Origin of the sequence: Salibacterium halotolerans (genome assembly GCF_900115625.1) — a bacterium.
In the GTDB taxonomy this organism is placed as follows: Bacteria; Bacillota; Bacilli; order Bacillales; family Marinococcaceae; genus Salibacterium; species Salibacterium halotolerans.
Genome location: NZ_FOXD01000004.1, coordinates 72,899 through 97,727 on the forward strand (window position 1 = coordinate 72,899; position 24,829 = coordinate 97,727).

At 52.0% G+C, this 24,829-nt stretch carries 22 protein-coding genes and 2 riboswitches; of the genes, 20 read left to right on the plus strand and 2 right to left on the minus strand.

The window, feature by feature from the left end:
- Window positions 1–17 precede the first annotated feature (17 nt).
- From BM124_RS04805 to BM124_RS04845, 8 genes are all read left to right on the plus strand, one after another.
- Window positions 18–389 carry a carboxymuconolactone decarboxylase family protein gene (locus tag BM124_RS04805; RefSeq protein ID WP_093335669.1) on the plus strand — a complete coding sequence of 124 codons (372 nt, stop codon included), beginning with the start codon at window positions 18–20 and terminating at the stop codon, window positions 387–389.
- 12 nt (window positions 390–401) lie between these two features.
- The gene (locus BM124_RS04810) at window positions 402–779 is read left to right on the plus strand and encodes a hypothetical protein (protein WP_093335670.1); all 378 of its coding nucleotides are present in this window, start codon (window positions 402–404) and stop codon (window positions 777–779) included.
- Window positions 780–840: 61 nt separating this feature from the next.
- Window positions 841–1,992: a methyl-accepting chemotaxis protein gene (locus tag BM124_RS04815; protein ID WP_170840967.1), complete on the plus strand. Its 1,152-nt coding sequence runs from the start codon at window positions 841–843 to the stop codon at window positions 1,990–1,992.
- Window positions 1,993–2,169: 177 nt separating this feature from the next.
- Entirely contained in the window at window positions 2,170–3,132 is a 963-nt protein-coding gene (locus BM124_RS04820; protein ID WP_093335673.1) for an AAA family ATPase, read from the plus strand.
- A complete protein-coding gene (locus tag BM124_RS04825; protein WP_093335674.1) occupies window positions 3,133–4,323 on the plus strand; it encodes a DUF58 domain-containing protein in 1,191 nt (396 codons plus the stop codon). It begins immediately after the preceding gene.
- Window positions 4,324–4,337: 14 nt separating this feature from the next.
- Window positions 4,338–6,497, plus strand: coding sequence for a transglutaminase TgpA family protein (locus BM124_RS04830; RefSeq protein WP_093335676.1), 2,160 nt, complete (start codon window positions 4,338–4,340; stop codon window positions 6,495–6,497).
- A gap of 230 nt (window positions 6,498–6,727) precedes the next feature.
- Window positions 6,728–8,266 carry a glutamine-hydrolyzing GMP synthase gene (gene guaA / locus BM124_RS04840; RefSeq protein ID WP_093335896.1) on the plus strand — a complete coding sequence of 513 codons (1,539 nt, stop codon included), beginning with the start codon at window positions 6,728–6,730 and terminating at the stop codon, window positions 8,264–8,266.
- A gap of 86 nt (window positions 8,267–8,352) precedes the next feature.
- A riboswitch (purine riboswitch) is annotated at window positions 8,353–8,453 on the plus strand.
- A 122-nt stretch (window positions 8,454–8,575) separates the two neighbouring features.
- Window positions 8,576–9,889, plus strand: a complete 1,314-nt coding sequence (locus BM124_RS04845) for an NCS2 family permease (RefSeq protein WP_093335897.1) — start codon at window positions 8,576–8,578, stop codon at window positions 9,887–9,889.
- Between the two features lie 406 nt (window positions 9,890–10,295).
- Here the strand turns inward: BM124_RS04845 and BM124_RS04850 are convergent, their stop codons facing one another.
- On the minus strand, window positions 10,296–11,168 hold the full coding sequence (locus tag BM124_RS04850; RefSeq protein ID WP_093335678.1) for a YitT family protein: 873 nt from the start codon (window positions 11,166–11,168) through the stop codon (window positions 10,296–10,298).
- A gap of 129 nt (window positions 11,169–11,297) precedes the next feature.
- Here BM124_RS04850 and BM124_RS04855 point away from each other — a divergent pair, with 129 nt between their 5' ends.
- From BM124_RS04855 to BM124_RS04865, 3 genes are all read left to right on the plus strand, one after another.
- Window positions 11,298–12,293, plus strand: a complete 996-nt coding sequence (locus tag BM124_RS04855) for an acrylyl-CoA reductase family protein (protein ID WP_093335680.1) — start codon at window positions 11,298–11,300, stop codon at window positions 12,291–12,293.
- A 169-nt stretch (window positions 12,294–12,462) separates the two neighbouring features.
- Window positions 12,463–12,732 carry a hypothetical protein gene (locus BM124_RS04860; protein WP_093335682.1) on the plus strand — a complete coding sequence of 90 codons (270 nt, stop codon included), beginning with the start codon at window positions 12,463–12,465 and terminating at the stop codon, window positions 12,730–12,732.
- A 911-nt stretch (window positions 12,733–13,643) separates the two neighbouring features.
- Window positions 13,644–14,921: a Zn-dependent hydrolase gene (locus tag BM124_RS04865; RefSeq protein ID WP_244504236.1), complete on the plus strand. Its 1,278-nt coding sequence runs from the start codon at window positions 13,644–13,646 to the stop codon at window positions 14,919–14,921.
- 132 nt (window positions 14,922–15,053) lie between these two features.
- Here BM124_RS04865 and BM124_RS04870 read toward each other — a convergent pair whose 3' ends face one another.
- The gene (locus tag BM124_RS04870; protein WP_093335685.1) at window positions 15,054–15,920 is read right to left on the minus strand and encodes a patatin-like phospholipase family protein; all 867 of its coding nucleotides are present in this window, start codon (window positions 15,918–15,920) and stop codon (window positions 15,054–15,056) included.
- Window positions 15,921–16,082: 162 nt separating this feature from the next.
- Between BM124_RS04870 and BM124_RS04875 the strand changes: the two genes are divergently transcribed.
- From BM124_RS04875 to purF, 9 genes are all read left to right on the plus strand, one after another.
- Complete coding sequence (locus tag BM124_RS04875; protein ID WP_093335688.1) at window positions 16,083–16,274, plus strand: NETI motif-containing protein; 192 nt, start codon at window positions 16,083–16,085, stop codon at window positions 16,272–16,274.
- An 84-nt stretch (window positions 16,275–16,358) separates the two neighbouring features.
- Window positions 16,359–16,461, plus strand: a riboswitch (purine riboswitch).
- Window positions 16,462–16,607: 146 nt separating this feature from the next.
- Window positions 16,608–17,093, plus strand: coding sequence for a 5-(carboxyamino)imidazole ribonucleotide mutase (gene purE, locus BM124_RS04880; RefSeq protein ID WP_093335899.1), 486 nt, complete (start codon window positions 16,608–16,610; stop codon window positions 17,091–17,093).
- The gene (purK, locus tag BM124_RS04885; protein WP_425288553.1) at window positions 17,087–18,217 is read left to right on the plus strand and encodes a 5-(carboxyamino)imidazole ribonucleotide synthase; all 1,131 of its coding nucleotides are present in this window, start codon (window positions 17,087–17,089) and stop codon (window positions 18,215–18,217) included. Before purE ends, purK begins: the two co-directional genes overlap by 7 nt.
- Window positions 18,218–18,241: 24 nt before the next feature.
- Window positions 18,242–19,540 (plus strand): adenylosuccinate lyase, encoded by a 1,299-nt coding sequence (purB, locus tag BM124_RS04890; RefSeq protein WP_093335691.1) that lies wholly within the window; start codon window positions 18,242–18,244, stop codon window positions 19,538–19,540.
- A 14-nt stretch (window positions 19,541–19,554) separates the two neighbouring features.
- Entirely contained in the window at window positions 19,555–20,265 is a 711-nt protein-coding gene (gene purC, locus BM124_RS04895; protein WP_093335693.1) for a phosphoribosylaminoimidazolesuccinocarboxamide synthase, read from the plus strand.
- A 4-nt stretch (window positions 20,266–20,269) separates the two neighbouring features.
- Window positions 20,270–20,521 (plus strand): phosphoribosylformylglycinamidine synthase subunit PurS, encoded by a 252-nt coding sequence (gene purS / locus BM124_RS04900; protein ID WP_093335694.1) that lies wholly within the window; start codon window positions 20,270–20,272, stop codon window positions 20,519–20,521.
- Entirely contained in the window at window positions 20,518–21,201 is a 684-nt protein-coding gene (gene purQ / locus BM124_RS04905) for a phosphoribosylformylglycinamidine synthase subunit PurQ (RefSeq protein WP_093335696.1), read from the plus strand. The genes purS and purQ overlap by 4 nt, the downstream gene beginning before the upstream one ends.
- Window positions 21,185–23,416 (plus strand): phosphoribosylformylglycinamidine synthase subunit PurL, encoded by a 2,232-nt coding sequence (gene purL / locus BM124_RS04910; protein WP_093335697.1) that lies wholly within the window; start codon window positions 21,185–21,187, stop codon window positions 23,414–23,416. Before purQ ends, purL begins: the two co-directional genes overlap by 17 nt.
- Window positions 23,392–24,813: an amidophosphoribosyltransferase gene (purF, locus tag BM124_RS04915; RefSeq protein WP_093335699.1), complete on the plus strand. Its 1,422-nt coding sequence runs from the start codon at window positions 23,392–23,394 to the stop codon at window positions 24,811–24,813. Before purL ends, purF begins: the two co-directional genes overlap by 25 nt.
- Window positions 24,814–24,829: the final 16 nt, after the last annotated feature.

Below are 24,829 nucleotides of genomic sequence, written 5' to 3' on the forward strand. Positions count from 1 at the left end.
TGAAGGAGGAAATGAGTATGACAGAGAAAGAACAGACAGGCTGGAAACAGATTGAAGAAATGGCCGGGTCTTCAGGCTTGGCTTCCATGGAGGAGCTGCAGAAGTTTTCACCAAGATTGGCGAAACTGGCGCTTGAGTTCGGATACGGCGATGTATATAAAGATGATGCGCTGGATCTTAGGCAGCGGGCACTTATTACACTTTCTTCTTTAATCACGCAGGGCGACGCCGGCCGGGGTCTGGCTTACCACTTTAGAGCAGCGCTGCACGTCGGCCTTTCCAAAGAGGAGATTATGGAAACCGTGCATCATTGCAGCGCTTACGCAGGCTTTCCGAAAGCCATCCATGCCATGTTTATTTTTAAGGAAGTTCTCGAAGAAGAAAACTAAGGGGATGTAACCATGCCAAAATATGAAACAAAGACATATAAAGACGTACTCTATTTTAAATACAATGAAATGGCTGAATCGGCCGAAGAAGCGAAACAGCAGGCGGAAGAGGTAAGGCGGGTGCTGCGCCAGCCCGGCATCAATAAGTTTTTGAATGACAACAGCAATATTCATGCCGTTGCTAAACCGGAAGTAAATGAGGTTTGGGGCGAATTGATGAGCTGGGTCTCAGACAACATAGAGAAAAATGCGACGGTAGCCCCGAATGTCACGTTGAAGATGCAGCTGAACCGATTGTCCAAAAAAGCGGGCACATATGAAAGAGTCCGCGCGTTCACGACACTTGAAGATGCCCTCCAATTCATGGATGTACCGGAGATGAAAATTTAATGCAGTTAGGAAGTGTCATATAACCATGCAAAACGATTATTCTTTATACCAACGTCTACTTATGAATCTATTCCTTACAGCCGCCGCGGCTGCCATCATTCCGGCAGCGGCTGTCACGACTGTGTCGCTCTCCGCCGGGACGCCAGTGACTGCTGCGGTCTGGAGCGCGGCAGGCGTCAGTCTGGTTATTGTACTCGCTGCGGTCTGGTTTTATCTCCGGCATCAACTGCAGCCTGTTCGTGATGTTCAAACAGGAGCTGTGGAAGATGAGCAGTCCCATGCACCTGGTGAAAAGGATGAAGAATTCGAGCAGCTCGCTAAGCAGACAATTTCGGTTTCCTCTAATCTGACCGCTTCGACGAAGGAGACAAGTCAGGCTGTCAGCGAAATCGCGACGACCGTGCAGGATCTTGCTGCCGGCACTGATGAGCAGGTGAACGTAATTCAGGACATTAATGGAACGTCCTCGCAGATCTTTTTCACGCTGCAGGAAATTTCGGAAAGCATCAAGTTCGTTTCCGAATCGTCCAAAGCGTCTATGGAGCGTTTTCAGGAAGGCGACAAAGCTGTTCAGAAAATCACCAACCATATGGATGTGATTGGAAATCACGTAAACCAGTCTATTGATGTCGTCGGGGATCTTGGGCAGAAAACAGACGAAATTGGTAATATTCTCACCCTGATCACCGACATTTCAGATCAGACCAATCTTTTAGCGCTGAACGCTGCCATTGAAGCGGCCCGCGCAGGGGAACACGGAAAAGGGTTCTCTGTTGTGGCTGATGAGGTGCGGAAACTGGCCGAGCAGACCAATCAGGCCACCGGCAACATCAGGGATTTAATTAATGAAATTCAGGAGCATACCAATCACGCGGTCGGTGTTATCAAAAAAGGCGGCGAGTCGGTGGAAGAAGGAAAAGATTTGAACCACAGCGCCGGAGATACATTCAAGAACATCCATTCTGACGTAGAAGAAATCGATGAGTTTATTCAGGATATATCGACAGCCATTAATGATGTGACAGGCAACATGAACCAGGTAGCGGGATCGCTTGAGAAGGTGTCGAACATCGTGAGTGACTCCAACGGCAATCTGCAGAACAGTGCAGCTGTTATTGAAGAGATTAACGCATCCATGCAGGAAGTTTCCTCTTCCGCCGAAACATTGTCGGACATCATCGGGCAGATGCAGGAAAAGGAAGTTGCAAAATAAGAACAAGAAGGTGGACACAGCATTCTGCATTCAGAGCTGTGTCCGCCTTTTTTTAGACATTAATGGTTTGACTGGTCTCTTTTGCTGTCTGTAAAAAGTTTATCATTCCCACAAACCCTTCCCATTTGTGATAATATGAAGGGAAGAACGCAGGGCATCAGCAGACAAATGGGAGGAATGAAAGTGGAGACCGAACGTTCCGGGCTGCAGCAGGTGATAGAGAATATAGAACGCGTCGTAGTAGGCAAACGTGAGGAAATAGAATTGAGCTTGACCGCACTGCTTGCGAAAGGGCACGTTCTGCTTGAAGATGTGCCGGGGGTTGGAAAAACGATGATGGTAAGGGCCATTGCCCGTTCCATTGGAGCAGATTTTAAAAGAATTCAGTTTACACCGGATTTACTTCCTTCCGATGTAAGCGGGGTATCGATATATAACCAGAAAACACAGTCTTTTGAATTCCGGGCGGGACCGGTGATGTCTAATGTGGTTCTTGCCGATGAAATTAACCGGACGTCGCCGAAAACACAGTCGTCCCTCTTGGAAGCACTGGAAGAAGGAAGTGTCACGATCGATGGTCAGACCCGCGACCTGGAGCAGCCTTTTTTTGTGATGGCAACACAGAATCCGATCGAATACGGAGGGACGTATCCACTTCCGGAAGCGCAGCTGGACAGATTTTTGTTTAAGCTGAAAATGGGATATCCCACCTATGAAGAAGAACTGAGTGTGCTGAATCGGGTGGAACAGAATCACCCGATTCAGGAGCTGCATGAAGTGCTTAGTCTGGAAGATATTCTGAAGATGCAGGAGCAGGTCGCGTCGGTATATGTGGATGATGCTGTGAAACAGTATATTATCTCGATTGTGAACGAAACGAGAACCCACCGCGATGTTCAGCTCGGTGTCAGTCCGCGCGGATCGATTGCGCTCATGAAAGCTTCGCAGGCCTTTGCTTTTCTTCATGGACGTGACTACGTCATCCCGGACGATATTAAACGTCTGGCGCCAGTTGCGCTGAGTCACCGCATTATTTTGCGGTCGGATCTGCAGATGGTGGAGAAAGACGGGGAGGATGTCATCCGTGATATTTTGTCCACGCTTCGTGTGCCGCTTGCCGGTAAGGAAGCGGTGCAGTAAATGAAACCGGGGCGACTGATTGTAAAGACAGGAAAAATCATTATGCTGGCCGCCGTCATGGGAGTGCTTTACGCCTATGCAATGTTCCAGGGCGGCTTTGTGAGCTGGTTTCTTTTTTGCAGTGTACTGTCCATCATGATTCTGAACGCTTTATTTATTGCGTACCCGCTGCGCAGCCTCCAAGTCACAAGAAGCTTCAGCCGTACGATGCTGTCCTACAACGAGAGCATGGAGGTGACGCTTCATGTGGAAAAAAAGCAGCCTTTTCCCTTTTTGTTTTTAAGTGTGGAGGACGATGTTCCCGCCGGAATGGAAGGTCTGGGGCAGAGTGCCGGCACGATTTTTTTTCTCTCCCCGGCATTGTCACTGTCCCACTCCTATGATATCCAGGGAAGCCGCCGGGGGGAATATTGGTTTAGTGCTGTAACGCTCAGAACGGGGGATTTATTCGGTTTTATTACAAAAGAGTATGACGTTGACCTTTCCCGCCCGGTCACCGTCCTTCCACGGCTCCGTCCGCTGAAACGGTGGAGCGGTCTGCGCAATGAGAACCAGGAGAGCACGCCTTCCCCCGTAAGAATGATGGATCAGAGCTATTCTGTCGCCGGTGTAAGAGATTACATCCCCGGCGACAAAATGACAAGTGTGGACTGGAAGGTCAGCGCCAGATCCGGGAAACTGGTGACAAAAGAATTTGAATCCCAGGAAGGGCAGGGTCATATCGTTATTATCGATAACACGATCGAAAAAGGAGAGAATGCGCTGGAAGAGCGGATTGAGTTTGCCGCGTCTTTCATGGATTACTGCTACAAAAATGGAGTGCCGACCGGGTTTGGTTTTTCCACCGGGGAAGATGTTCTTCTCGAAGAAGGATCAAAACGCGCCCATTTCCAGAATATCTACCAGGAATTGGCGAAACTGCAGGCAGATGATACTTCGTTCGATGAGGCGCCGTTTTTCCGCCAGATGTTCCACGGGCGCTCTCTGCTTTATATTACCTCCGTTATGTCAGAGGCGCGTATGGAAGAGCTGCAGCAGGTGATAAAGAACCGCAATGAAGTCGTCATTGCGTTGTGCCGCAGCGAGTCGATGAATGAAGAAGAGCACATCCGTCTTGAAAAGCTTCGCGGAACAGGTGCCGTCACGGCTTTCGTATCGATGGATGAGAATGCCTTTGATCTAACTTCCTAGAAGGGGGGCCTGCGATGCAGCGCACCAAACAGACTCCAAAAATATTTATTATGTACATGATCGGGTACCTTCTGTTGATGGAATGGCTGATCCCCCTTCCGGAAGTGACAAACACAGGATATGTGCCGGTCTTTATGGCTGTTGCGGGTTTCTTCTTTTTGGTTATGTTTTTACAATTTCCGTGGTGGGTGACCCTGCTCTTAATGGCAGGCGGTATGTTATTCAGTATACATACGATCTTTCTAGATGAAACGTTGTTCACCTGGGACTGGTGGAGGGCTCTGTACCTGGAGGGAACTACCAACATTCGTTTTATGCTGGAAGGCCGGTGGTACGGTCTCAGTGATATGTTCCGCAGCTTTTTATTTATGCTGCTTCTGGCCATTATGAGTTATCTGCTGTATTTCTGGATCGTGCAGGCCAGACGGGTTCTTTTTTTCTTTCTGTTCACTGTCATTTATATCGGGGTGATGGACACATTTTTTGTGTACGATGGAAACCTGGCCATTATACGGGTCTTCATTCTCGGTTTTATTTTAATGGCGCTGCTGCAGTGGGACCGGCTCGTGTATTATTTCCCGGGTGCACTGCAGTCGAGATTTGTATGGTTCCGCTGGACGACGCTGGCGTTGTTTCTGCTTGCCCTCTCCACAGCGGTGGGACTGGCCGTACCAAAGGCAGAGCCGCAGTGGCCGGATCCGGTGCCGTTTATGGAGCGTACAGCTGGTATTGACGCTCCTGTGGGAAATGGAGGCGGAACCGTACAGAAAATAGGGTACGGGCAGAATGATGAACGTCTCGGCGGCGGTTTTGAAATGGATGAGACACCTGTGTTTACTGCTTCGGGAGGAGAAGTGGGATACTGGCGCGGCGAGTCGAAAAACGTATACACCGGGCTCGGCTGGGAGTCGGATACGCCGGAGGAAACAGCTGCGGCGAGCAGCCTTTACGACGAATCGGTACAGACGACCCGGCAGACCATTAATGTGCAGATGGCAGAGGAGCACAGTGGCTCGTTTGACTTTGCGTTTTATCCCGGAAGTCTTCAAAGCATCGACGTCCCGGATGCAAACGTTTCGCTCGAAGTGGACCAGTATACCGGTCTGGCATCTACAACAGCCTTAGGTGATTCATACACGGCCAACAGCTATGAATTGACCTATCAATACCCGGAGTTTTCCGTGGAACAGATGCAAAGCGCATCGATGGAAGATCCGCAGCACATACGGGACCATTACCTCGGCCTGCCGGATGATCTTCCTTCCTCCATCGGGCAGCTGACAGAAGAAATTATCTCCAATGAAAATAACCGGTATGATAAAGTGCGGGCGGTGGAACGTTATCTGAACAGTTCGGAATTCACGTATGACACATCCAATATAGCGGTCCCGGAACGGGGGGAAGATTACGTGGAGCAGTTTCTGTTTGATACACAGCGGGGCTACTGCGATAATTTTTCCACATCGATGGCGGTTATGCTTCGTACAGCCGATATTCCAACACGCTGGGTGAAAGGTTTTACAAAAGGAACGGAGTCCCAGGCCGGAGAGGACAACACCGTTTATGAAGTGACGAGTGCAAACGCCCACTCCTGGGTTGAGGTTTATTTTCCGGGTACAGGATGGGTTCCGTTTGAACCGACAAGAGGATTCTCTTCGGAATTCGACTATTCCCAGCAGCAGAATACAGAAGAAAACAGTGACACCACAGAGAATGAACAAGAACAGCAGGAGGAAGAGCAGCAAAACACAGATGAGGAAGAACAACAGCAGAACGAAGAGGACACGGCAGCGGCAGCTTCTTCTTCAGGTATTCCATTCTGGCCGTTTGCCGCAGGAGGCGCAGCCGCGCTGGGGGCTTTGTTGTACATTTTCCGCTTTACTCTGATTAAGAAAGTTATGCTGCTCCGGTTCCGGCATGTCCGGGACGCAGCAACTTTCACAAGTGCTTTTCATTCCCTTCTGCGTCTGCTCCGGTTTGCCGGCTTTAACCGCCGCGACGGGGAAACGCTGCGTGAATACGGGCAGCGGATGGACGAATCGTTTGCTACAGAGGATATGAGCACGCTCGTGCAGGAATACGAAAAAATTCACTACGGCGGCCGGCGCGAGAAGGAAAGCTGGGACCAGATTTTGTCTGTATGGACGGATATGGTGCACCGCGTGCGAACTTGACCGCCTGACAGACGGACTGCTAAAATAGTAGCCATGTTTGAGCGCAAGCCAGCATTTGCTTCGTATATCTTTCACGTGAAAGAGTTTCTACCCGGTCGCTTCAGACTGGACTACGAAGACAGAGCAGCCGGAGATACGTGTATCCCGGAATCTGTCTTCGTTTTTCTTGAGGCGGAGATGGGTTCCGGTTTTTTTATACTTTTATTAACAGAAGAAAGGTGATGGGGGATATGTCAAACGAAACGGAGAGGATTGTCGTTCTGGATTTCGGCGGTCAGTATAATCAGCTGATCACGCGTCGTATCAGAGACCTGGGTGTCTACAGTGAACTGCATCCGGGATCTGTCACGGCAGCGCAGCTGAAGGAGATGGAGCCGTCGGGTATTATATTCTCAGGAGGACCAGGCAGTGCCTATGCCGAAGGAGCTCCGGCTGCCGATCCGGCCATTTATGACCTCGGCATTCCGATTCTTGGAATCTGCTACGGCATGCAGCTGTTGACGCAGCATTTCGGAGGCCGGGTGGAAGCATCGAATCACCGCGAATACGGGAAAGCGGTACTCCAGGTACAGAACAGTGCTGCGCTGTACGAGGGACTGCCACAGGAGCAGACAGTCTGGATGAGTCACGGAGATTTAATTACCGCGCCGCCGGAAGGTTTTCAGACCGATGCCGGCAATGCTTCCTGCCCGGTGGCCGGCATGAGCGACGCCGCGCGTGGGATCTACGGGGTCCAGTTTCATCCGGAAGTCCGCCATACCGAGCACGGCGATGATCTGTTGAAAAACTTTGCTTTTACCGTCTGCGGCTGCGCCGGAGAATGGACGATGAGCAATTTTGTCGAAGAACAGACATCCTTTATCCGCGAACAGGTCGGGGAAAAGAACGTTCTCTGTGCGCTCAGCGGCGGAGTGGATTCATCCGTCGTTGCTGCGTTGATTCACCGGGCCATCGGCGATCAGCTCACCTGTATGTTTATTGATCACGGCCTGCTCCGTAAAGGCGAGGCACAAAGCGTGATGGATACATTCGCCGGTGACTTCAACATGAACATGGTCAAAATCGACGCCCAGGACCGTTTTCTGACAAAGCTCGACGGGGTGTCCGACCCGGAACAGAAGCGCAAAATCATCGGCAACGAGTTCATCTATCTTTTCGAAGAAGAAGCGGAAAAGCTCGAGAACATGGATTTTCTTGCGCAGGGAACGCTCTATACCGACGTGATTGAGAGTGGTACGGATACCGCCCAGACGATTAAGTCCCACCATAATGTCGGCGGGCTGCCCGAAGACATGAACATGGACTTGATTGAACCACTCAATACATTATTCAAAGACGAAGTCCGCCAGCTTGGTACAGAACTAGGCGTTCCTGACGACATCGTGTGGCGCCAGCCGTTCCCGGGGCCGGGACTGGGTATCCGCGTGCTCGGCGAAATCACGGAAGAAAAGCTTGAGATTGTACGCGAGTCGGATGCGATTCTGCGTGAAGAAATCAGTAACGCCGGGCTCGACCGAAAGATCTGGCAGTACTTCACCGCGCTTCCGGATATGCGCAGTGTCGGTGTCATGGGGGACGCGAGAACGTACGATTACACGGTCGGCGTCCGTGCGGTAACCTCCGTGGACGGTATGACCTCGGACTGGGCGAGGATTCCGTATGATGTGCTTGAAACGATTTCGACGAGAATTGTGAATGAAGTGAAGCACGTCAACCGGGTCGTGTATGATATCACCTCCAAGCCGCCTTCCACGATTGAGTGGGAATAACGCGTCCTTGATTATTAGTTCATTTATTTTACAACATGACTGTTTTCCCCATCTGTTCGGGATACAATAAAGAGCAGATGAGATGGCTGTCTATATATTGTGTATTTCGTATAACAGCGGTAATAAGGTCCGCTGGTTTCTACAGGCTGCCGTAAATAGCTTGACTACGATATTCGGAACCGGAAGAAGCAGTGTCTTTCGTCCGTCTTTTTGTAGGGAAAGCTCCAGTTACAGCCATATGCGTCTGGAGCTTTTTCTTATTATTGCAGGATGCGGTGAACATCCTGAAAGAAAATGGGGGAATTGCTTGTGGAACGTTATTTTGAATTTGAAAAATGGGGAACGGGGTACAGACAGGAGAGCATGGCCGGATTGACCACCTTTTTGGCGATGGCTTACATCCTGTTTGTGAATCCTAGTATCCTTTCCGAAGCAGGAATGGATGAAGGAGCAATATTTACGGCTACAGCGCTGTCGGCCGCGGTAGGTACATTGATTATGGGGCTTCTGGCCAGATACCCGATTGCGCTGGCACCTGGCATGGGGCTGAACGCGTTTTTCACGTACACGGTCGTATTGACGATGGGGATCCCCTGGCAGATTGCGCTTTTCAGCGTTTTCGTCTCCGGTGTTATTTTTGTTTTCATTACATTGTTTGGTATACGTGAAAAGGTCATCAACGCGATTCCGGCCCAGCTGAAATACGCCGCTGCTGCCGGTATCGGGCTGTACATCGCCTTTATCGGGTTTCAGAACACCGGCATTGTCGCCGCCGATGAATCCACGATGGTCGCGCTTGGCGATATGACACAGCCGACGACGATTCTGGCCTGTTTCGGGCTCGTCGTTACGGTAGTTCTGATGGTGCTCGGGTTTCAGGGCGGTATCTTTTACGGCATGGTGATTACCGCCGTCGTTGGTATGGCATTTGGCATCATCAACCTCCCGGGCAATGTTGTGAGTTCTATCCCGAGTCTTGCGCCGACATTCGGGTCTGCGTTTACATTCCTCGGGGAGCTCGAGTGGAGCGCGCAGATGACGGGTCAGATTGCGATTGTCATTCTCACCTTTTTGTTTGTCGATTTCTTTGATACAGCCGGTACGCTGTACGGCGTTGCTAATCAGGCAGGCTTTGTGAAAAACAACAAGCTGCCGCGCGCTGAACGGGCGCTTCTCGCGGATTCGACGGCCACCTCCATCGGGGCGGTGCTCGGTACATCGACAACAACTGCATATATCGAATCCACGTCCGGGGTTGCCGCGGGCGCACGTACAGGCTTTGCGTCCGTTGTCACCGGGGCTTTGTTCCTGCTTTCGCTGTTCTTTTCGCCGCTTCTTACCGTCGTCACAGATCAGGTGACGGGTCCGGCGCTCATTATCGTCGGCGTGCTGATGGCGTCATCGCTGCGCCTCATTGAATGGGATAAACTCGAGATGGCGCTGCCCGCGTTTCTCACCGTGACCGCCATGCCGCTCACATACAGTATCGCCACCGGGATCGCGCTCGGCTTCATCTTTTATCCGATCACGATGGTGCTCAAAGGCAAAGGACGCGATATCCATCCGATTATGTACGTGCTGTTCTTCGTCTTTCTGATTTATTTCGCCTTTTTAGGGGCATAATAGCACTTTCTTCATTAACTAATGAGGATCCCGGGCAATGGGGTCCTCTTTTTTCAATATATATAAGAACTCACATGAATAGGGGAGGCCGATTTATGTTTATTTTGGTCATACGACGGCCAAAAAGAGAGGGAAAAACGCTTTAAACGTAAGTATAAATGATTCATGAGACAGTTTAGGAGGGACGTAGACTGCTGAAACGTAACATAGAGCATGTCCCAGCGACGTTTACCATACCGGGAAGTAGTGTAAACGTAACTATGGGAAGAGGATGATAATGTGTTTCGGCGATTTTCCGGCAAAAAGAAGCAGCCTGTTACGGATAATGCGTTTTTTCTTTTTCCGACGTACGGTTTTCTCATTTTGTATATTGAAAGAGAGTGTCACCCTCTTGGTCAAGAGGGGATTATGTCTTATTTTCCGGTTCATACGAAAACCCTTCGCCGGCCACTTCTTTCACGTCGTGCACGGAAACGAAGGCATAGGGATCGACTTCGGAGATAATCGTTTTCAAATGAATGAGCTGGTTCCGGTTGACGACGCAGTACAGCACGTTGCGTTCGTTTTTGGTGAAACTGCCGCGGCCGGTGAGCACGGTCGAACCGCGGCGCATCCGCTGCGTCACGGCATCGGAAATAGCATCGGTATGATTGGATATAATCATCGCCGATTTGGCAGCATTGGCGCCTTCAATAATGAAATCAATCACCCGTGTGGCAATGAAGACAGCCACCAAAGTGTACATTGCTTCCGGCAGCGTGAGGTGGACGAGAGAGAAAGTAATGACAAAGGCATCGAAGAAAAACATGGTCGAGCCGATACCGGTGCCGAGATACTTTTCACACAGTCTGGCGATAATATCAGCACCGCCGGTCGTCCCGCCGGAACGGAAAATGATACCGAGTCCGGTCCCGGCAAACACCCCGGCGAACAGGGAAACGAGGATCATGTCATTTTTCAGAAAGACTTCGGCGTGCCATACATTTTCAAAAAAAGAAAGGGCCAGCGACATCATCAGCGTGCCGTACAGACTGTAAATGAAAACCTTGCGGCCGAGCAGTCTGCCGCCGATAATAAAGAGCGGAACATTCAAGACAATATTGGAGACCGACGGCGGGATGGACAGAAGGTAATACAGAATCAAACTGAGTCCTGTAAAGCCGCCGTGGGCGAGGCCGTTCTGAAGGTTAAAATGAATGATGCCGAACGCAAAAATAAAGGCGCCGATCGAAATCAGGAGAAAGTTGGTGACCCGGAGACCGCGCAGCCAGTAAGCCATGAACATCGTGCTCCTTTTCTGGTATGTTTCGTCTTAGTATAGCCGTTTCCGCCTCGGGCAAATCATTAGATTGAATCTGCCCGTGCGTGGGAAAATAAAAAGGAGCAGACAAAAAGGAGGACGATGACAATGAGTTCCTTTGAAGCATTGGTTGTGGATAAAGCAGATGACGGCAACGTTTCGCGTGAAGTGCGCAAACTTACGTTTGATGATCTCCCTGAAGGAGAAGTACTTATCAAGGTGAAGTATTCGAGCGTCAATTTTAAAGACGGCATGGCCACGATATCGGATAACAATATCGTCAAAGATTACCCGATGGTACCCGGCATTGATTTATCCGGCGTGGTGGAAGAGTCAAGTGACGATCGGTTTTCAGAAGGCGACCCGGTCATTGTGACAAGCTATCAGCTCGGTACAGGCCATTTCGGTGGATTTGCGGAGTATGCCCGCGTACCGGTGGACTGGGTCGTACCGCTGCCGGAACCGCTGACGCTTGAGGAAGCCATGATTTACGGAACAGCCGGTTTCACAGCGGCGCTGTCGGTCATGCGGCTGCAGGAAGAAGGCGTGACTCCTGAAGACGGTACGGTCCTTGTCACCGGTGCGACAGGCGGTGTCGGCAGTATAGCTGTGGCGATGCTGTCCAATCTCGGCTACGATGTGGCGGCTGGAACCGGCAAATCATCCGAACATGATTTTCTGAAGGGCCTTGGTGCTGCCGAGATCATCGACCGGGATGAATTGCAGCCGGAAACGATCCGTCCGGTCGATAAGCAGCGCTGGGCCGGAGCGGTGGATCCGGTCGGCGGAAGAACGCTCTCCTATGTACTGAGCACGCTGAAATATGAAGGTGCGGCTGCGGTGAGCGGACTTACCGGAGGAACCGACGTGCCGGCGACCGTGTTTCCTTTTATCGGACGCGGAATCACGCTGACCGGAATCGATTCGGTCAACTGCCCGATGCCGCGGCGGCTGGACGTCTGGGAACGTCTCGCGTCGGACCTGAGAGTCGGAGAAAGTCTGAAACAGATTGCGGATTATGTTTCCCTGCAGGAGCTTCCTGATACCCTCGACCAGATTCTCGCCGGTAAGGTACGGGGCCGGAAAGTCGTAACGTTTGTATAACGGTGCAGGAGTCTGGGACAAAACCTTTATAATTTAGAAAAATGCCGAACGATTTTTTTAAATCGTTCGGCATTTTTCGTTCCTGAGATAAACCGCTGCGCCAAAATACTTTGCTTTTACTCCAGAGCACAAGGGCGGCATCGATTCGCTGGGGCTCATCGTGTCTTCTATGCCGTGGGCACGGCTCGCGGTCGCGGCCGCGGTCCTGCCGGATCAGCTGCTTGTCGAAACCGACGGACTCCGGCCGTTCCAGGACCCGTTTGCGGGAATCGAAATCACACCTGAGCTGCTCGGCGATGTGATCACGACGCCAGCCGGTATAACGAAGGAAAAGGGAGCAGCTCTGGTAGTACAGTTGCAGAAAAATGAAGGTGCTTGTTTGTTGCGTTCAGGTTGGGTGGACGGACCTTCGTTGGGAATGGGTCCTAAGGCACTTTAGGGTATCACGCAGCCTCTCAAACGTCGTTAGGCATGACGCCTGAGGCACTTTAGAGTGTCCGGTGTGCCCTTAAATGTCATCATGAATGGTTCATAAAGCACTTTAGAGGGTTTCGTACCCCCGTAAACGTCGTCATGAACGAATCGAGGCTGCGTTCAGCGGGAAAATGAACGGGCCGACGCAGCAAAGAGCCCGCGTCGCTGCATGAAAAGGGAGAGGAATAGTCCATAAGGCACTTTAGATGGTTCAGCGCCCTCTTAAACGTCGTTAGGCATGTCGCCTGAGGCATTTTGAAGTGACCGATGCACCCTTAAACGTCATTATGAATGATTCATAAAGCACTTTATAGTGTTAGGTGCGCCCTTAAACGCCATTATCCTGTGGAAGTACGTCACATGCGGGCGCCGACCTGACCGCACATCCTGCGGGGTGGTACCCGCGACTCGTGCTGTTCTGAGCAGGAGCCGAAGTATTTTGGCTCCACTGCTATACGACTGTTGAACAACGCCGCAAGACAGTCGTGTTTTCCTCCGCCAAGTTTATTTTTGTCCCAGCTTCTTTTTTAGGTGAAAAGCCACGTGTCGTATTTAGGAATGGCCCCTGGCGGTGGTGTGTACAGTACATCAGAATGTGCAGGACATCCGAATTTTTTTGCATGATCCGGAGAAAAAATTTTTATATCATGTCGTTATGGACAGGAAATGGTGTATGCTGTGAAGAAACAGCTGTGATAGTAAAATCGTCAATCTTCGGATCATCCTGTTTCCTGTCTGCCGGAAACATTGCCGGAAGACTCATCATAGTATACCTGTCACGAAACTGGTGACTGTAGACAGACAGAGCAGATAGTGCTGCACAACAAGCAGCCAGCAAAGCAAAAAGGACTCGGGAGAATGGGGGGCGAAATGAATATGAAAAAGCGACTGCTTGAAACGAAACCGGACTGCCGGGATTATCCTTTCCTGGATCCGGATATTCTCGCACAGAGGCTCTTGGATATGGCTGACATCGGAAAAACAGAAAATGGTGGAGTGACAAGGTTTGTGTACTCCGAAGAAGAGTTAAAAGCGAAAGAACTGTTCCGGTCCTGGATGGAACAGGCCGGCCTGACGGTACGGAAAGACGACGTTGGAAATCTATACGGCCGGCTCGAAGGAACCAATCCGGACCTGCCGGCGGTTTGGACCGGTTCGCACTTGGACACCGTTCCGGACGGGGGAGCGTTTGACGGGGCACTGGGCTGTATAAGCTCCCTTATGGCGGTGGAAGCAGTGATAGAAGAACAGGGAAGACTGACTCATCCCGTTGAAGTCGTTGTCTTCATCGACGAGGAAGGTTCCCGTTTTGGCGGGGGACTGCTTGGCAGCCGCATGGCGATGGGGGAAGTCACGAAAGAAGATCTTTTTCAGATGCGGGATGATTATGATACAACGGCGGCGGAAGCGATGAAACGCTGTGGGCATACACCGAACAAACTGAAACACTGCCTGGTGCCGCCTGAGTCGATTGAAGCCTTTCTCGAGGTGCATGTCGAACAGGGAAAACAACTGGAGCAGACGGACGGCAGCGTCGGCATTGTCCACGGTATCGCCGGGCCGTCCTGGCTGGAGATCACGTTAAAAGGAGAAACCGATCATGCGGGCAACACACCAATGGATATGAGGCGGGATGCCGCAGCCGCGGCGGCGGAAATCATGACCGCTGTGGAAGCCATTCCGGCCGGGTACAGCAGTACCGCGGTCGCGACAATCGGGAAACTGACTCTTACGCCGAATGGATCGAATGTGATTGCCGGGCGGGCGGACCTGATCGTGGATATCCGGGATATTGAAGAAGATACGAGAGATGCGATGATACGCCATATAGAACAGACGGTACTTGATATCGCCGAAAAACGTAACGTTGAATCCGAAACGCTTCTTCAGGTTCGTATTCCCCCGGTTCCCGTACCGGAGTGGCTGCAGCACCGCATGGAATCAGCTGCGCAGATGCTGGGGCTGCCTTATCAGTATCTGGCGAGCGGTGCCGGGCATGACGCCATGATTCTCGGCAGGTATGTACCCTCCGGTATGATTTTTGTACCGAGTGTGGAAGGAAGAAGCCACAGTCCGGAAGAATTCACCGAACTCAAAGACTGTCTGGACGGCACCGCTCTGCTGCTTGAAACCCTCAAAACAGTCGGCGGATAAAGTGTGAAAGACGCGAAATAGCAGGACGGAAGGAAAAAGCTCCGGCAGAATATTCTTTTGCCGGAGCTGCTGTTCTTTATATAGAGATAAGAGTGCATGTTTCGGATGATTGCTCGGAACACCTTTTGTTTTTTATGTAGCCGATGAGTATGAATGGTTGAGCCAGTCCGGAAAAGCCTGGTGAAGATCAGCGGCGTCCTGATAGCCGGCATCATACATTTCTTCAAGCCGGGCCGGATCTTTTTCCGTACGGTGGGCGTTCAGGGAGGCATCGGGGCGAAGTACTTTCACTCTGCCGCGGTCCTCCAGATCCTCAAGCTGTTCCATCGTTTTATTATAGATGACAGGCCGGTTAATCAGCGCCTGCACAAAGCCGGGATAATTTTTGTAAAAACGCCGGGCGAGACGGCTCAGTTTGAATGGTTCTTTGCGGTATCCTTTCGGGCGTGTGAGAACGACGACGTTCTGCTGGCAGCCATCGGTCATCGCCTGCTCGACTGGAACCGGGTCGGCGACACCTCCGTCGAGAAGCTGCCATCCTCTGTAATGCACAACCGGAGCCAGCATCGGCAGGCTGCTGGAGGCGCGGACGGCGGTCAATATGTCTTCCTCACGCTGATGGTAAATATAGTGTGGGCTGCCTGTTTTCACATCGGTTGTACCGATGACAAAGGTCTGACTGCTGTTGTTGATTTGATCCACATCCAGAGGTACGAGACTTTTCGGCACCTCATCGTATAAAAAGTTCATACCAAACAGACTTTTTTCTCTCCACAGGTTGCGGATGCTGAGAAAGCGCGGATCACCGGCCATGCCGATCTGCAGTTTTCTGTTGCGTCCTTTCTGCCGTGCAAGATAGGAGCACGCGACCGAAGCTCCGGAAGAAACACCGGAAACGTAGGGAAAATGTATGTCATGGTCGAGAAAATACTCCAGCACCCCGGCCGTATACACGCCGCGCATACCCCCGCCTTCAAGTACAAGACCGATATCGTTCATTTGCAAAGACTCCTTTTTCCCCTCATCATCTAATTAAATCCTAGCAAAGCAGGAAAAAACACACAAGCACACTGCCTGCTGCCCCTTTCATTTCTATGACGTATTCAGGTATTTTAGAATAATAGAAGAACCGAGCACAAAGCAGCGGAAAGGAGAGCATCTATGGCGAAAAAGAAGCGATTTGAAGTAAGCGGTGATGAAACGATTGAAGAATGTCTGGCCCGCATCCGGGAAGAAGGGTATACGCCGGTCCGCCGCATGGAGGAACCGGTATTTCAGGAAGTGAAGCAAAACGGTAAAATAGAACAAATACCGGTGAAACAGCAGATTATTTTTGAAGCGCGTCCGCAATAACCGAACATTTTATTTTCATCGATCGCAAACGTTCGATTTTTAATTGACAGATTTCATCACATACTGTTAAGCTGAAAAAGGAATAACACGATGGATCAATACTCTCATATATCATCGGGAATACGGCCTGATACGTTTCTACCCGGCGACCGTAAATGGCCGGACTATGAGGGAGAGAACGGCACGGGAGCCGGCACATGGACCGCTTTTAACAACCGGCGGCGTCCACTGTCCGGCCGGCACAGACACCCCGGCGGCCGGACAGATTTCTCCTGGAAGAAACTGACCCGGCGCCGGGGTATTTTATTGTTCAAGGAAGGAGTCGATTCTGACATGGAGGCACAAGTAGGCGTCATCATGGGAAGTACATCAGACTGGGAAACAATGAAACATGCAGTCGATGTGCTGGAGGAGTTGGACATACCGTATGAGAAACAAGTCGTTTCGGCGCACCGTACACCGGATTATATGTTTGAATACGCCGCCTCGGCAAAAGAAAGAGGCTTGAAGACTATTATCGCAGGAGCCGGAGGAGCGGCTCACCTGCCCGGCATGGCAGCTTCGAAGACGACACTGCCGGTTATTGGTGTTCCTGTGAAATCCAACGCCCTGAACGGCATGGACTCTCTGCTGTCGATTGCGCAGATGCCCGGCGGTGTACCGGTGGCAACCACGGCCATCGGACGGTCGGGAGCAGTCAACGCCGGACTTCTTGCGGCCCGCTTTCTCGGCGCTTTTGATGAATCGATCGCCAAACGCCTGGAGGAACGAAGTGAAACGATGCGGCAGAAAGTTATGGAAACGGGGGATTTATCATGAAACCTTCCATTTTACCCGGACAGACGATCGGCATTCTCGGTGGCGGACAGCTCGGGCGGATGATGGGGTTGTCGGCGCGCGCGATGGGTTACCGTATCGCCGTACTCGAACCGAAGCCGGATGCGCCGACCGCACAAATTGCCGATGTATCCGTGGAAGCGGCGTACGATGACCGCAGTGCCGCAGAAGAACTTGCCGGACACTGTGATGTGCTCACGTATGAATTCGAAAATATAGACGCGGATACGGCTTCGTTTCTCGAACAATCGATGTATCTGCCGCAGGGCGGCAGTCTTCTGCATACAACGAAACACCGAGGGCGCGAAAAACAGGCCATTCAGGACGGCGGCGTCGATGTATCCCCGTACCGCCTCGTATCAAGCGCCGCCGCGCTGGAAGAAGCGATGCAGGATATCGGATGTCCGGCTGTTCTGAAAACGTGCGAAGGCGGATACGACGGAAAAGGACAGGTTGTCATCCGGGATGACACGAACATTCAGGACGCGTTTAATGAACTCGCTGCCCAGACGACAGACCTTGTGCTGGAAGCCTGGATCCCGTTTGAAAAAGAAATATCGGTTATCGTGACACGCAGCACAAACGGCGAAACGACAACCTTCCCGGCGGGTGAAAACAGACACCGGAACAATATTCTGCACCAGACGATTGTTCCGGCGGACATAGCGGAGCAGACGGAACAAAAAGCAGTAAGTATGGCATACGAACTGGCTGAAGCGTTTGATCTCGTCGGGACGCTCGCGGTGGAAATGTTTGTACTTGATGAAGATACGGTGTATGTCAATGAGGTGGCGCCGCGCCCGCACAATTCCGGCCATTATACGATAGAAGCCTGCGAAACGTCACAGTTTGAACAGCACGTACGAGCCGTCTGCGGTCTGCCGCTTGGCTCGACACAGCTGTTAAAACCTGTCGTGATGACAAATATTCTCGGCGAGCATGTGTCCTATGTACAGGATCATTTTGCTTCGTTTGCCGGAGGCGGCCACGTTCATTTTTACGGCAAACAGGAAGCCAAGCCAGGCCGGAAAATGGGACACTGGACCGTTCTTGGCAGCGGCCGGGATGATGCGCTGGAAAAAACAAGCCGTGTGTGGCCTGAATAAACGATAGAGAGTGGAGGAAGTCGAATGATTGAACGGTATACCCGCCCGGAAATGGGTGCGGTCTGGACGGAGGAAAATCGGTTTAACGCCTGGCTTGAAGTAGAGATTTCCGCCTGTGAAGCCTGGGCGGACTACGGGGATATTCCAAAAGAAGACGTCGCCAAAATCCGTGAGAATGCAGGATTTGATGTGGATCGGATTCAGGAGATTGAGGCCGAAACGCGCCACGACGTCGTTGCTTTCACGCGGGCGGTCTCGGAAACGCTTGGAGAAGAAAAGAAATGGGTCCATTACGGACTGACGTCAACCGATGTGGTGGATACGGCGCTGTCTTACCTGCTCGTGCAGGCAAACGAGATCCTGCTTCGGGATCTTGAGAACTTTCTCGCTGTGTTGAAAAACAAAGCAGTAGAGCACAAGTATACGGTCATGATGGGTCGTACCCACGGCGTTCATGCGGAACCGACAACGTTTGGGATGAAGCTGGCGCTCTGGTATGAAGAAATGAAACGCAATATCGAGCGGTTCAAGCAGGCAGCGGAAACGGTCCGGGTCGGTAAACTATCCGGTGCCGTCGGAACGTTTGCGAACATTCCGCCGTTTATTGAGGCATCAGTCTGCGAAAAGCTGGGTCTCGAACCGGCACCGGTTTCCACCCAGACCCTGCAGCGCGACCGCCACGCTCACTACATGAGCACGCTGGCGCTCATTGCCTCCTCCATCGAAAAAATGGCAGTGGAAGTACGCGGCCTTCAGAAAAGTGAGACGCGGGAAGTGGAAGAATTTTTCGCCAAAGGACAGAAAGGCTCGTCGGCGATGCCGCACAAACGTAATCCGATCGGGTCGGAAAACATGACAGGCCTGGCCCGCGTCATCCGCGGTCATATGATGACAGCATTTGAGAACGTGCCGCTGTGGCATGAACGCGACATTTCCCATTCTTCCGCGGAACGTATTATTCTGCCGGACGCCACGACGGCGCTTAACTACATGCTCAACCGTTTTTCCGGCATCATCGATAAGCTGACCGTCTTCCCGGAAAATATGAAAGCGAACATGGACCGCACCTTCGGCCTGATTTATTCCCAGCAGGTGCTTTTAACCCTGATCAGCAAAGGAATGGCGCGCGAAGAAGCGTACGACCTTGTGCAGCCTAAAGCGATGGAATCCTGGGAAAAAGGCATATTATTCCGCCAGGTCATTGAACAGGAACCGCGCATTACCGAAACACTCACGCCGGAGGAACTCGACGGCTGTTTTGACTACAACCACCACCTTCGTGAAATCGACACGGTCTTTAAACGGACCGGACTGGAAGACTAAAGGAGGTCCCGGGCATGGAGAAGAAGGAACTGCTGTATGAGGGCAAAGCGAAGAAGCTGTACGAAACGGACGATCCGGACCTGTTATGGGTGGAATACAAAGACGATGCGACCGCTTTTAACGGGGAGAAACAGGAAGTGCTCACAGGCAAGGGACGCTTGAACAACGTGTTGTCTTCCATGCTTTTTGCGACACTGGCGGAAGCAGGAATTCCGAGCCATTTTGAGCAGAAACTGTCCGACACGGAACAGCTCGTCCGAAAAACCGATATCATCCCACTTGAAGTTGTCGTCCGCAATGTCGTGGCGGGGAGTCTGCACCGCCGTACCGGTATGGCGGAGGGGACAGAGCTGAAAGAACCGGTTGTGGAGTTTTACTACAAAGACGACGAGCTCGGGGATCCGCTTATTAATGAAGACCATATCCGTATGCTCGAGGCAGCACAGCCGGATGACCTGCAGGAGATGAGAACCGGGGCACTGGCTGTTAACGATGCGTTAAAGCATCATTTTGGAAAACACGGGCTCCTGCTCGTTGATTTTAAGCTCGAGTTCGGTACGACGGCGGACGGAAAGCTTCTGCTTGCTGATGAGATTTCCCCGGATACCTGCCGTCTGTGGGATGAAAAGACGAGGGAAAAATTCGACAAAGATGTGTTCCGCTACGGCCTTGGGTCTCTTCAGGAAGGCTATACGGAAATTCTAAAAAGACTGGGAGGGGCATAAACAGATGTTTAAAGTCCATGTGTACGTAACGCTGAAAGAAGGAGTGCTCGATCCGCAGGGAAGTGCTGTCACCGATTCGCTGCACGCCATGAACTATACCGAGGTGAACAGTGTCCGGATCGGCAAATACCTGGAGCTTGAAGTCGAAAACACGGACAACCTGGAAAAGCGGATCGAAGAAATGTGCGAAAAACTGCTGTCCAATCCAGTCATTGAAGATTACACGTATACGATCGGGGAGGCTGTGTCTTCATGAAGTTCGCCGTTATCGTATTTCCAGGATCGAACTGTGACGACGACATGTACTATGCCATTGAGGAAACCCTCGGAGAAGAAGTGGAAAAAGTATGGTATACCGAAACGGATATCTCGGACTATGACGCGGTGCTTCTTCCCGGCGGTTTCTCGTACGGAGATTACCTCCGCTCCGGAGCGATCGCGCGTTTTGCGCCGGTGATGGAAAGCGTCATCGACCAAGCGCAGCGAGGCAAGCCTGTTCTTGGTATCTGCAACGGTTTCCAGGTACTTCTTGAAGCACGTCTGCTGCCGGGTGCGATGCAGTTCAACAAAAACCTGAAATTTATCTGCCGTCCCACCCCGCTGACCGTCGCGAATGCGGATACGATGTTTACGACCGAATACGAACAGGGCAGCACCGTTACGATTCCCGTTGCTCACGGGGAAGGGAATTACTACTGTGACGATGACACTCTGGAGGTGCTGAAACAGAACGACCGGATTGTTTTTACGTACCAGGATGACATTAACGGCTCTGCTGCCGGAATTGCCGGTATAACAAACGAAAAAGGTAACATCCTCGGCATGATGCCGCACCCTGAACGTGCTGTCTCCGATCTTCTTGGAAGTACCGATGGCCGGAGACTCTTTCAATCGATGCTGAAAAACTGGAGGGAAACACATGTCGCTTCGTCTTGAACCGTCTCCGCAGCAAATCAAAGAGGAAAAAATCTATCACGACATGGGAATGACAGATGAAGAATTTGCCATGGCGGAAAACATTCTCGGTCGTCTTCCGAACTATACCGAAACGGGCGTGTTTTCCGTCATGTGGTCCGAACATTGCAGTTACAAGCATTCCAAAGTGCTGCTCCGCAAATTCCCGAGTAAAGGGGAAAAGGTGCTGCAGGGACCGGGCGAAGGCGCCGGAATCATTGATATCGGTGACAGACAGGCGGTGGCCTTTAAAGCAGAAAGCCACAACCACCCGTCCGCGGTCGAACCGTACCAGGGAGCGGCGACAGGTGTCGGCGGCATTCTCCGCGATGTGTTCTCGATGGGAGCCAAACCGATCGCACTCCTCAACTCGCTCCGCTTCGGCGAGCTGCAGTCCGCCAGAGGACGCTACCTGTTTGAAGAAGTCGTGGCCGGTATCGCAGGCTACGGCAACTGTGTCGGCGTTCCGACCATCGGAGGCGAAATACAGTTTGATCCATGCTATGAAGAAAATCCACTGATGAATGCGATGTGTGTCGGCCTGATTAACCACGAAGACATCCAGAAAGGTGTGGCCGAAGGAACCGGAAACACCGTCATGTATGTCGGCGCGAGTACGGGGCGGGACGGCATACACGGGGCAACGTTTGCCTCCGAAGAACTTGGTGAAGATTCGGAAGAAAAACGCCCTTCCGTCCAGGTCGGCGACCCGTTTATGGAAAAACTACTGATGGAAGCCTGTCAGGACCTCGTGCAGCTCGAATCCCTCGTCGGCATCCAGGATATGGGGGCGGCCGGTCTTGCCTCCTCTTCCTCGGAAATGGCAAGCAAAGCAGGATTCGGCATTGAGATGGATCTTGACAAAGTACCGCAGCGGGAAAGCGGCATGACACCGTACGAAATGATGCTCTCCGAGTCCCAGGAAAGGATGCTTCTTGTCGTCAAACAGGGGCACGAACAGGAAGTCCGTGATATTTGTGATCACTGGGGGCTGTACGCAGCCGAGGTAGGTCATGTCATGGAAGAACAGAATCTCCGTCTTCTTTTTGAAGGGGAGGTTGCGGCGGACATTCCGGCCGATGCGCTTGCTGAAGAAGCACCCGTGTATCACCCGGAATCCACAGAACACCGGGTTTTCACAGAAAATCAGAAGCTTCCGGCATCGAGTCTGCCAATTGCCGATATGAAACAGACGCTGCTTGATCTTCTGCGTCAGCCGACGATTGCAAGCAAAGAGTGGGTATATGATCAGTACGATTACATGGTGCAGACGAATACGGCCGTCCAACCGGGTTCAGATGCCGCCGTACTTCGGGTGCGCGGGACGAATAAAGCTCTTGCCATGACAACGGACTGCAATTCCCGCTATATCTATCTCGATCCCGAAACCGGCGGAAAAATCGCGGTAGCTGAAGCGGCGCGCAACATCGTCTGCTCCGGCGGCACACCGCTTGGATTGACGGACTGCCTGAATTACGGCAGCCCAGAAAAGCCGGAAATCTACTGGCAGCTCGAGAAATCGACAGACGGCATGAGTGAAGCCTGTTCCGTTCTTGATACACCGGTTATTGGCGGAAACGTCTCCCTGTATAACGAAACGCAGCATGGCGCGGTATACCCGACACCGGTCGTCGGTATGGTTGGGCTGATAGAAGATTTGGATCATATCACGACCCAGTCCTTCAAGCAGGCAGGGGACATTATCTATGTGATCGGGGAAGCAGCACCGGAATTCGGCGGCAGCGAAGTCCAGAAGATGGTGGAAGGTGGTATTTCCGGAAGAGTGCCGGAGCTTGATCTCGACGTCGAGAAAGAACGGCAGCAGAGTCTGCTCGAAGCGATCCGGAGCGGGTTTGTACATTCCGCCCACGATCTCGCTGAAGGAGGCCTTGCCGCTGCACTTGCTGAAAGTGTTATCGACAGCGGAGGTCTCGGCGCCGGTGTAACGCTTGCCGGTGATACAACAGCAGCATTATTCGCTGAAACCCAGTCCCGCTTTCTCGTATCCGTATCTCCCGAACACACGGAACCTTTTGAAAACACAGCCGCTGATGCCGTACGCATCGGCAAGGTAACCAATGAACCGACACTTGAAGTCCATCAGTCATCAGGAGACAAGGTACTGCAGGCGGACGTAGAAGAAATGGAAAACGCCTGGAAAGGAGCCATTCCATGCTTGGTGAAATCAAAGGATTAAATGAAGAATGCGGCGTCTTTGCGTTGTGGGGGCATAAAGAAGCGGCTCAGCTTTCGTATTACGGGCTTCACAGTTTGCAGCATCGCGGCCAGGAAGGCGCAGGCATCGTTGTCAGTGACGAAGAACATCTGCACATTCATAAAGGACTCGGGCTGGTGAACGATGCGTTCAAAGAAGGCGATCTTGAAGCGCTCGAGGGACACGCTTCCCTCGGCCACGTTCGCTACGCAACAGCAGGCGGCGGCGGTCTCGACAACTGCCAGCCCCTCATGTTCCGCTCCCAGACCGACAGCCTGGCTATCGCCCATAACGGCAACCTGGTGAACGCGCACAACCTGAAGCTCGAACTCGAGGACCAGGGTAGCATTTTTCAGTCCACCTCCGATACAGAAGTGATTGCACACCTTATTAAACGAAGCGTGTACCCCAGGATGGAAGATAAGCTGAGTGACGCATTGTCGATGGTCGAAGGGGCTTATGCCCTGGCCGTCATGACCGAGGGCAAACTGCTGATTGCCCAGGATCCGCACGGTCTCCGTCCGCTTAGTATCGGAAAACTCGGCGGGGCTTACGTTGTAGCGTCCGAGACTTGTGCGTTTGACGTCATCGGAGCGGAGTACGAACGCGAAGTACAGCCGGGTGAAATCATTACGTTTGATCGAAACGGCATGCGCTCAGAGTTGTACGCCACGCCGGCCGAGCGGCGGATGTGCAGCATGGAATATGTGTACTTTTCCCGTCCGGATTCCAATATTGATCAGATCAACGTCCACACCGCACGAAAAAACCTCGGCAAAAAGCTGGCCGCCGAAGCACCGATTGAGGCAGATATTGTAACCGGCGTGCCGGATTCGTCCATTTCAGCTGCTATAGGATATGCCGAAGAAGCCGGCATTCCCTATGAAATGGGGATGATCAAAAATCGTTATGTCGGGCGGACGTTCATTCAGCCGTCCCAGGAGCTGCGTGAACAGGGCGTGAAAATGAAACTGTCACCGGTACGCGGCGTGGTTGAAGGAAAACGGGTCGTCATGGTGGATGATTCCATTGTACGCGGTACGACAAGCCGCCGTATTGTTACGATGCTCAAACAAGCCGGGGCAGCGGAAGTGCACGTCCGCATCAGCTCCCCGCCGATTACTCATCCTTGTTTTTACGGGATTGATACGTCCACCAAATCAGAACTGATTGCCGCGACGCACTCTCTGGAGGAAATGCGGGAGGAAATGGGAGCCGACTCCCTTTCATTCATCAGCATCGACGGCATGCTGGACGGCATCGGCAGACAGGACAAAGATTCAAACTGCGGGCAGTGTCTCGCTTGTTTCACCGGAAACTATCCGACCGATATTTATGAAGATACGCTCCATCCCCATGACAAAGTCATCAATGGATAACGAGAAAGGAGGCAGC

What these genes read in the sequence shown, in the direction of transcription:
- BM124_RS04850 (WP_093335678.1), bottom strand. Translation starts at nt 11,168, where the DNA reads ATGGCTTACTGGCTGCGCGGTCTCCGGGTCACCAACTTTCTCCTGATT.
- BM124_RS04825 (WP_093335674.1), top strand. Translation starts at nt 3,133, where the DNA reads ATGAAACCGGGGCGACTGATTGTAAAGACAGGAAAAATCATTATGCTG.
- purE (WP_093335899.1), top strand. Translation starts at nt 16,608, where the DNA reads ATGGAGGCACAAGTAGGCGTCATCATGGGAAGTACATCAGACTGGGAA.
- BM124_RS04815 (WP_170840967.1), top strand. Translation starts at nt 841, where the DNA reads ATGAATCTATTCCTTACAGCCGCCGCGGCTGCCATCATTCCGGCAGCG.
- purQ (WP_093335696.1), top strand. Translation starts at nt 20,518, where the DNA reads ATGAAGTTCGCCGTTATCGTATTTCCAGGATCGAACTGTGACGACGAC.
- BM124_RS04830 (WP_093335676.1), top strand. Translation starts at nt 4,338, where the DNA reads ATGCAGCGCACCAAACAGACTCCAAAAATATTTATTATGTACATGATC.
- purF (WP_093335699.1), top strand. Translation starts at nt 23,392, where the DNA reads ATGCTTGGTGAAATCAAAGGATTAAATGAAGAATGCGGCGTCTTTGCG.
- guaA (WP_093335896.1), top strand. Translation starts at nt 6,728, where the DNA reads ATGTCAAACGAAACGGAGAGGATTGTCGTTCTGGATTTCGGCGGTCAG.
- BM124_RS04810 (WP_093335670.1), top strand. Translation starts at nt 402, where the DNA reads ATGCCAAAATATGAAACAAAGACATATAAAGACGTACTCTATTTTAAA.
- purC (WP_093335693.1), top strand. Translation starts at nt 19,555, where the DNA reads ATGGAGAAGAAGGAACTGCTGTATGAGGGCAAAGCGAAGAAGCTGTAC.
- BM124_RS04870 (WP_093335685.1), bottom strand. Translation starts at nt 15,920, where the DNA reads ATGAACGATATCGGTCTTGTACTTGAAGGCGGGGGTATGCGCGGCGTG.
- purL (WP_093335697.1), top strand. Translation starts at nt 21,185, where the DNA reads ATGTCGCTTCGTCTTGAACCGTCTCCGCAGCAAATCAAAGAGGAAAAA.
- BM124_RS04805 (WP_093335669.1), top strand. Translation starts at nt 18, where the DNA reads ATGACAGAGAAAGAACAGACAGGCTGGAAACAGATTGAAGAAATGGCC.
- purS (WP_093335694.1), top strand. Translation starts at nt 20,270, where the DNA reads ATGTTTAAAGTCCATGTGTACGTAACGCTGAAAGAAGGAGTGCTCGAT.
- BM124_RS04860 (WP_093335682.1), top strand. Translation starts at nt 12,463, where the DNA reads ATGCCGTGGGCACGGCTCGCGGTCGCGGCCGCGGTCCTGCCGGATCAG.
- BM124_RS04865 (WP_244504236.1), top strand. Translation starts at nt 13,644, where the DNA reads ATGAAAAAGCGACTGCTTGAAACGAAACCGGACTGCCGGGATTATCCT.
- BM124_RS04820 (WP_093335673.1), top strand. Translation starts at nt 2,170, where the DNA reads ATGAAAGTGGAGACCGAACGTTCCGGGCTGCAGCAGGTGATAGAGAAT.
- purB (WP_093335691.1), top strand. Translation starts at nt 18,242, where the DNA reads ATGATTGAACGGTATACCCGCCCGGAAATGGGTGCGGTCTGGACGGAG.
- BM124_RS04855 (WP_093335680.1), top strand. Translation starts at nt 11,298, where the DNA reads ATGAGTTCCTTTGAAGCATTGGTTGTGGATAAAGCAGATGACGGCAAC.
- BM124_RS04875 (WP_093335688.1), top strand. Translation starts at nt 16,083, where the DNA reads ATGGCGAAAAAGAAGCGATTTGAAGTAAGCGGTGATGAAACGATTGAA.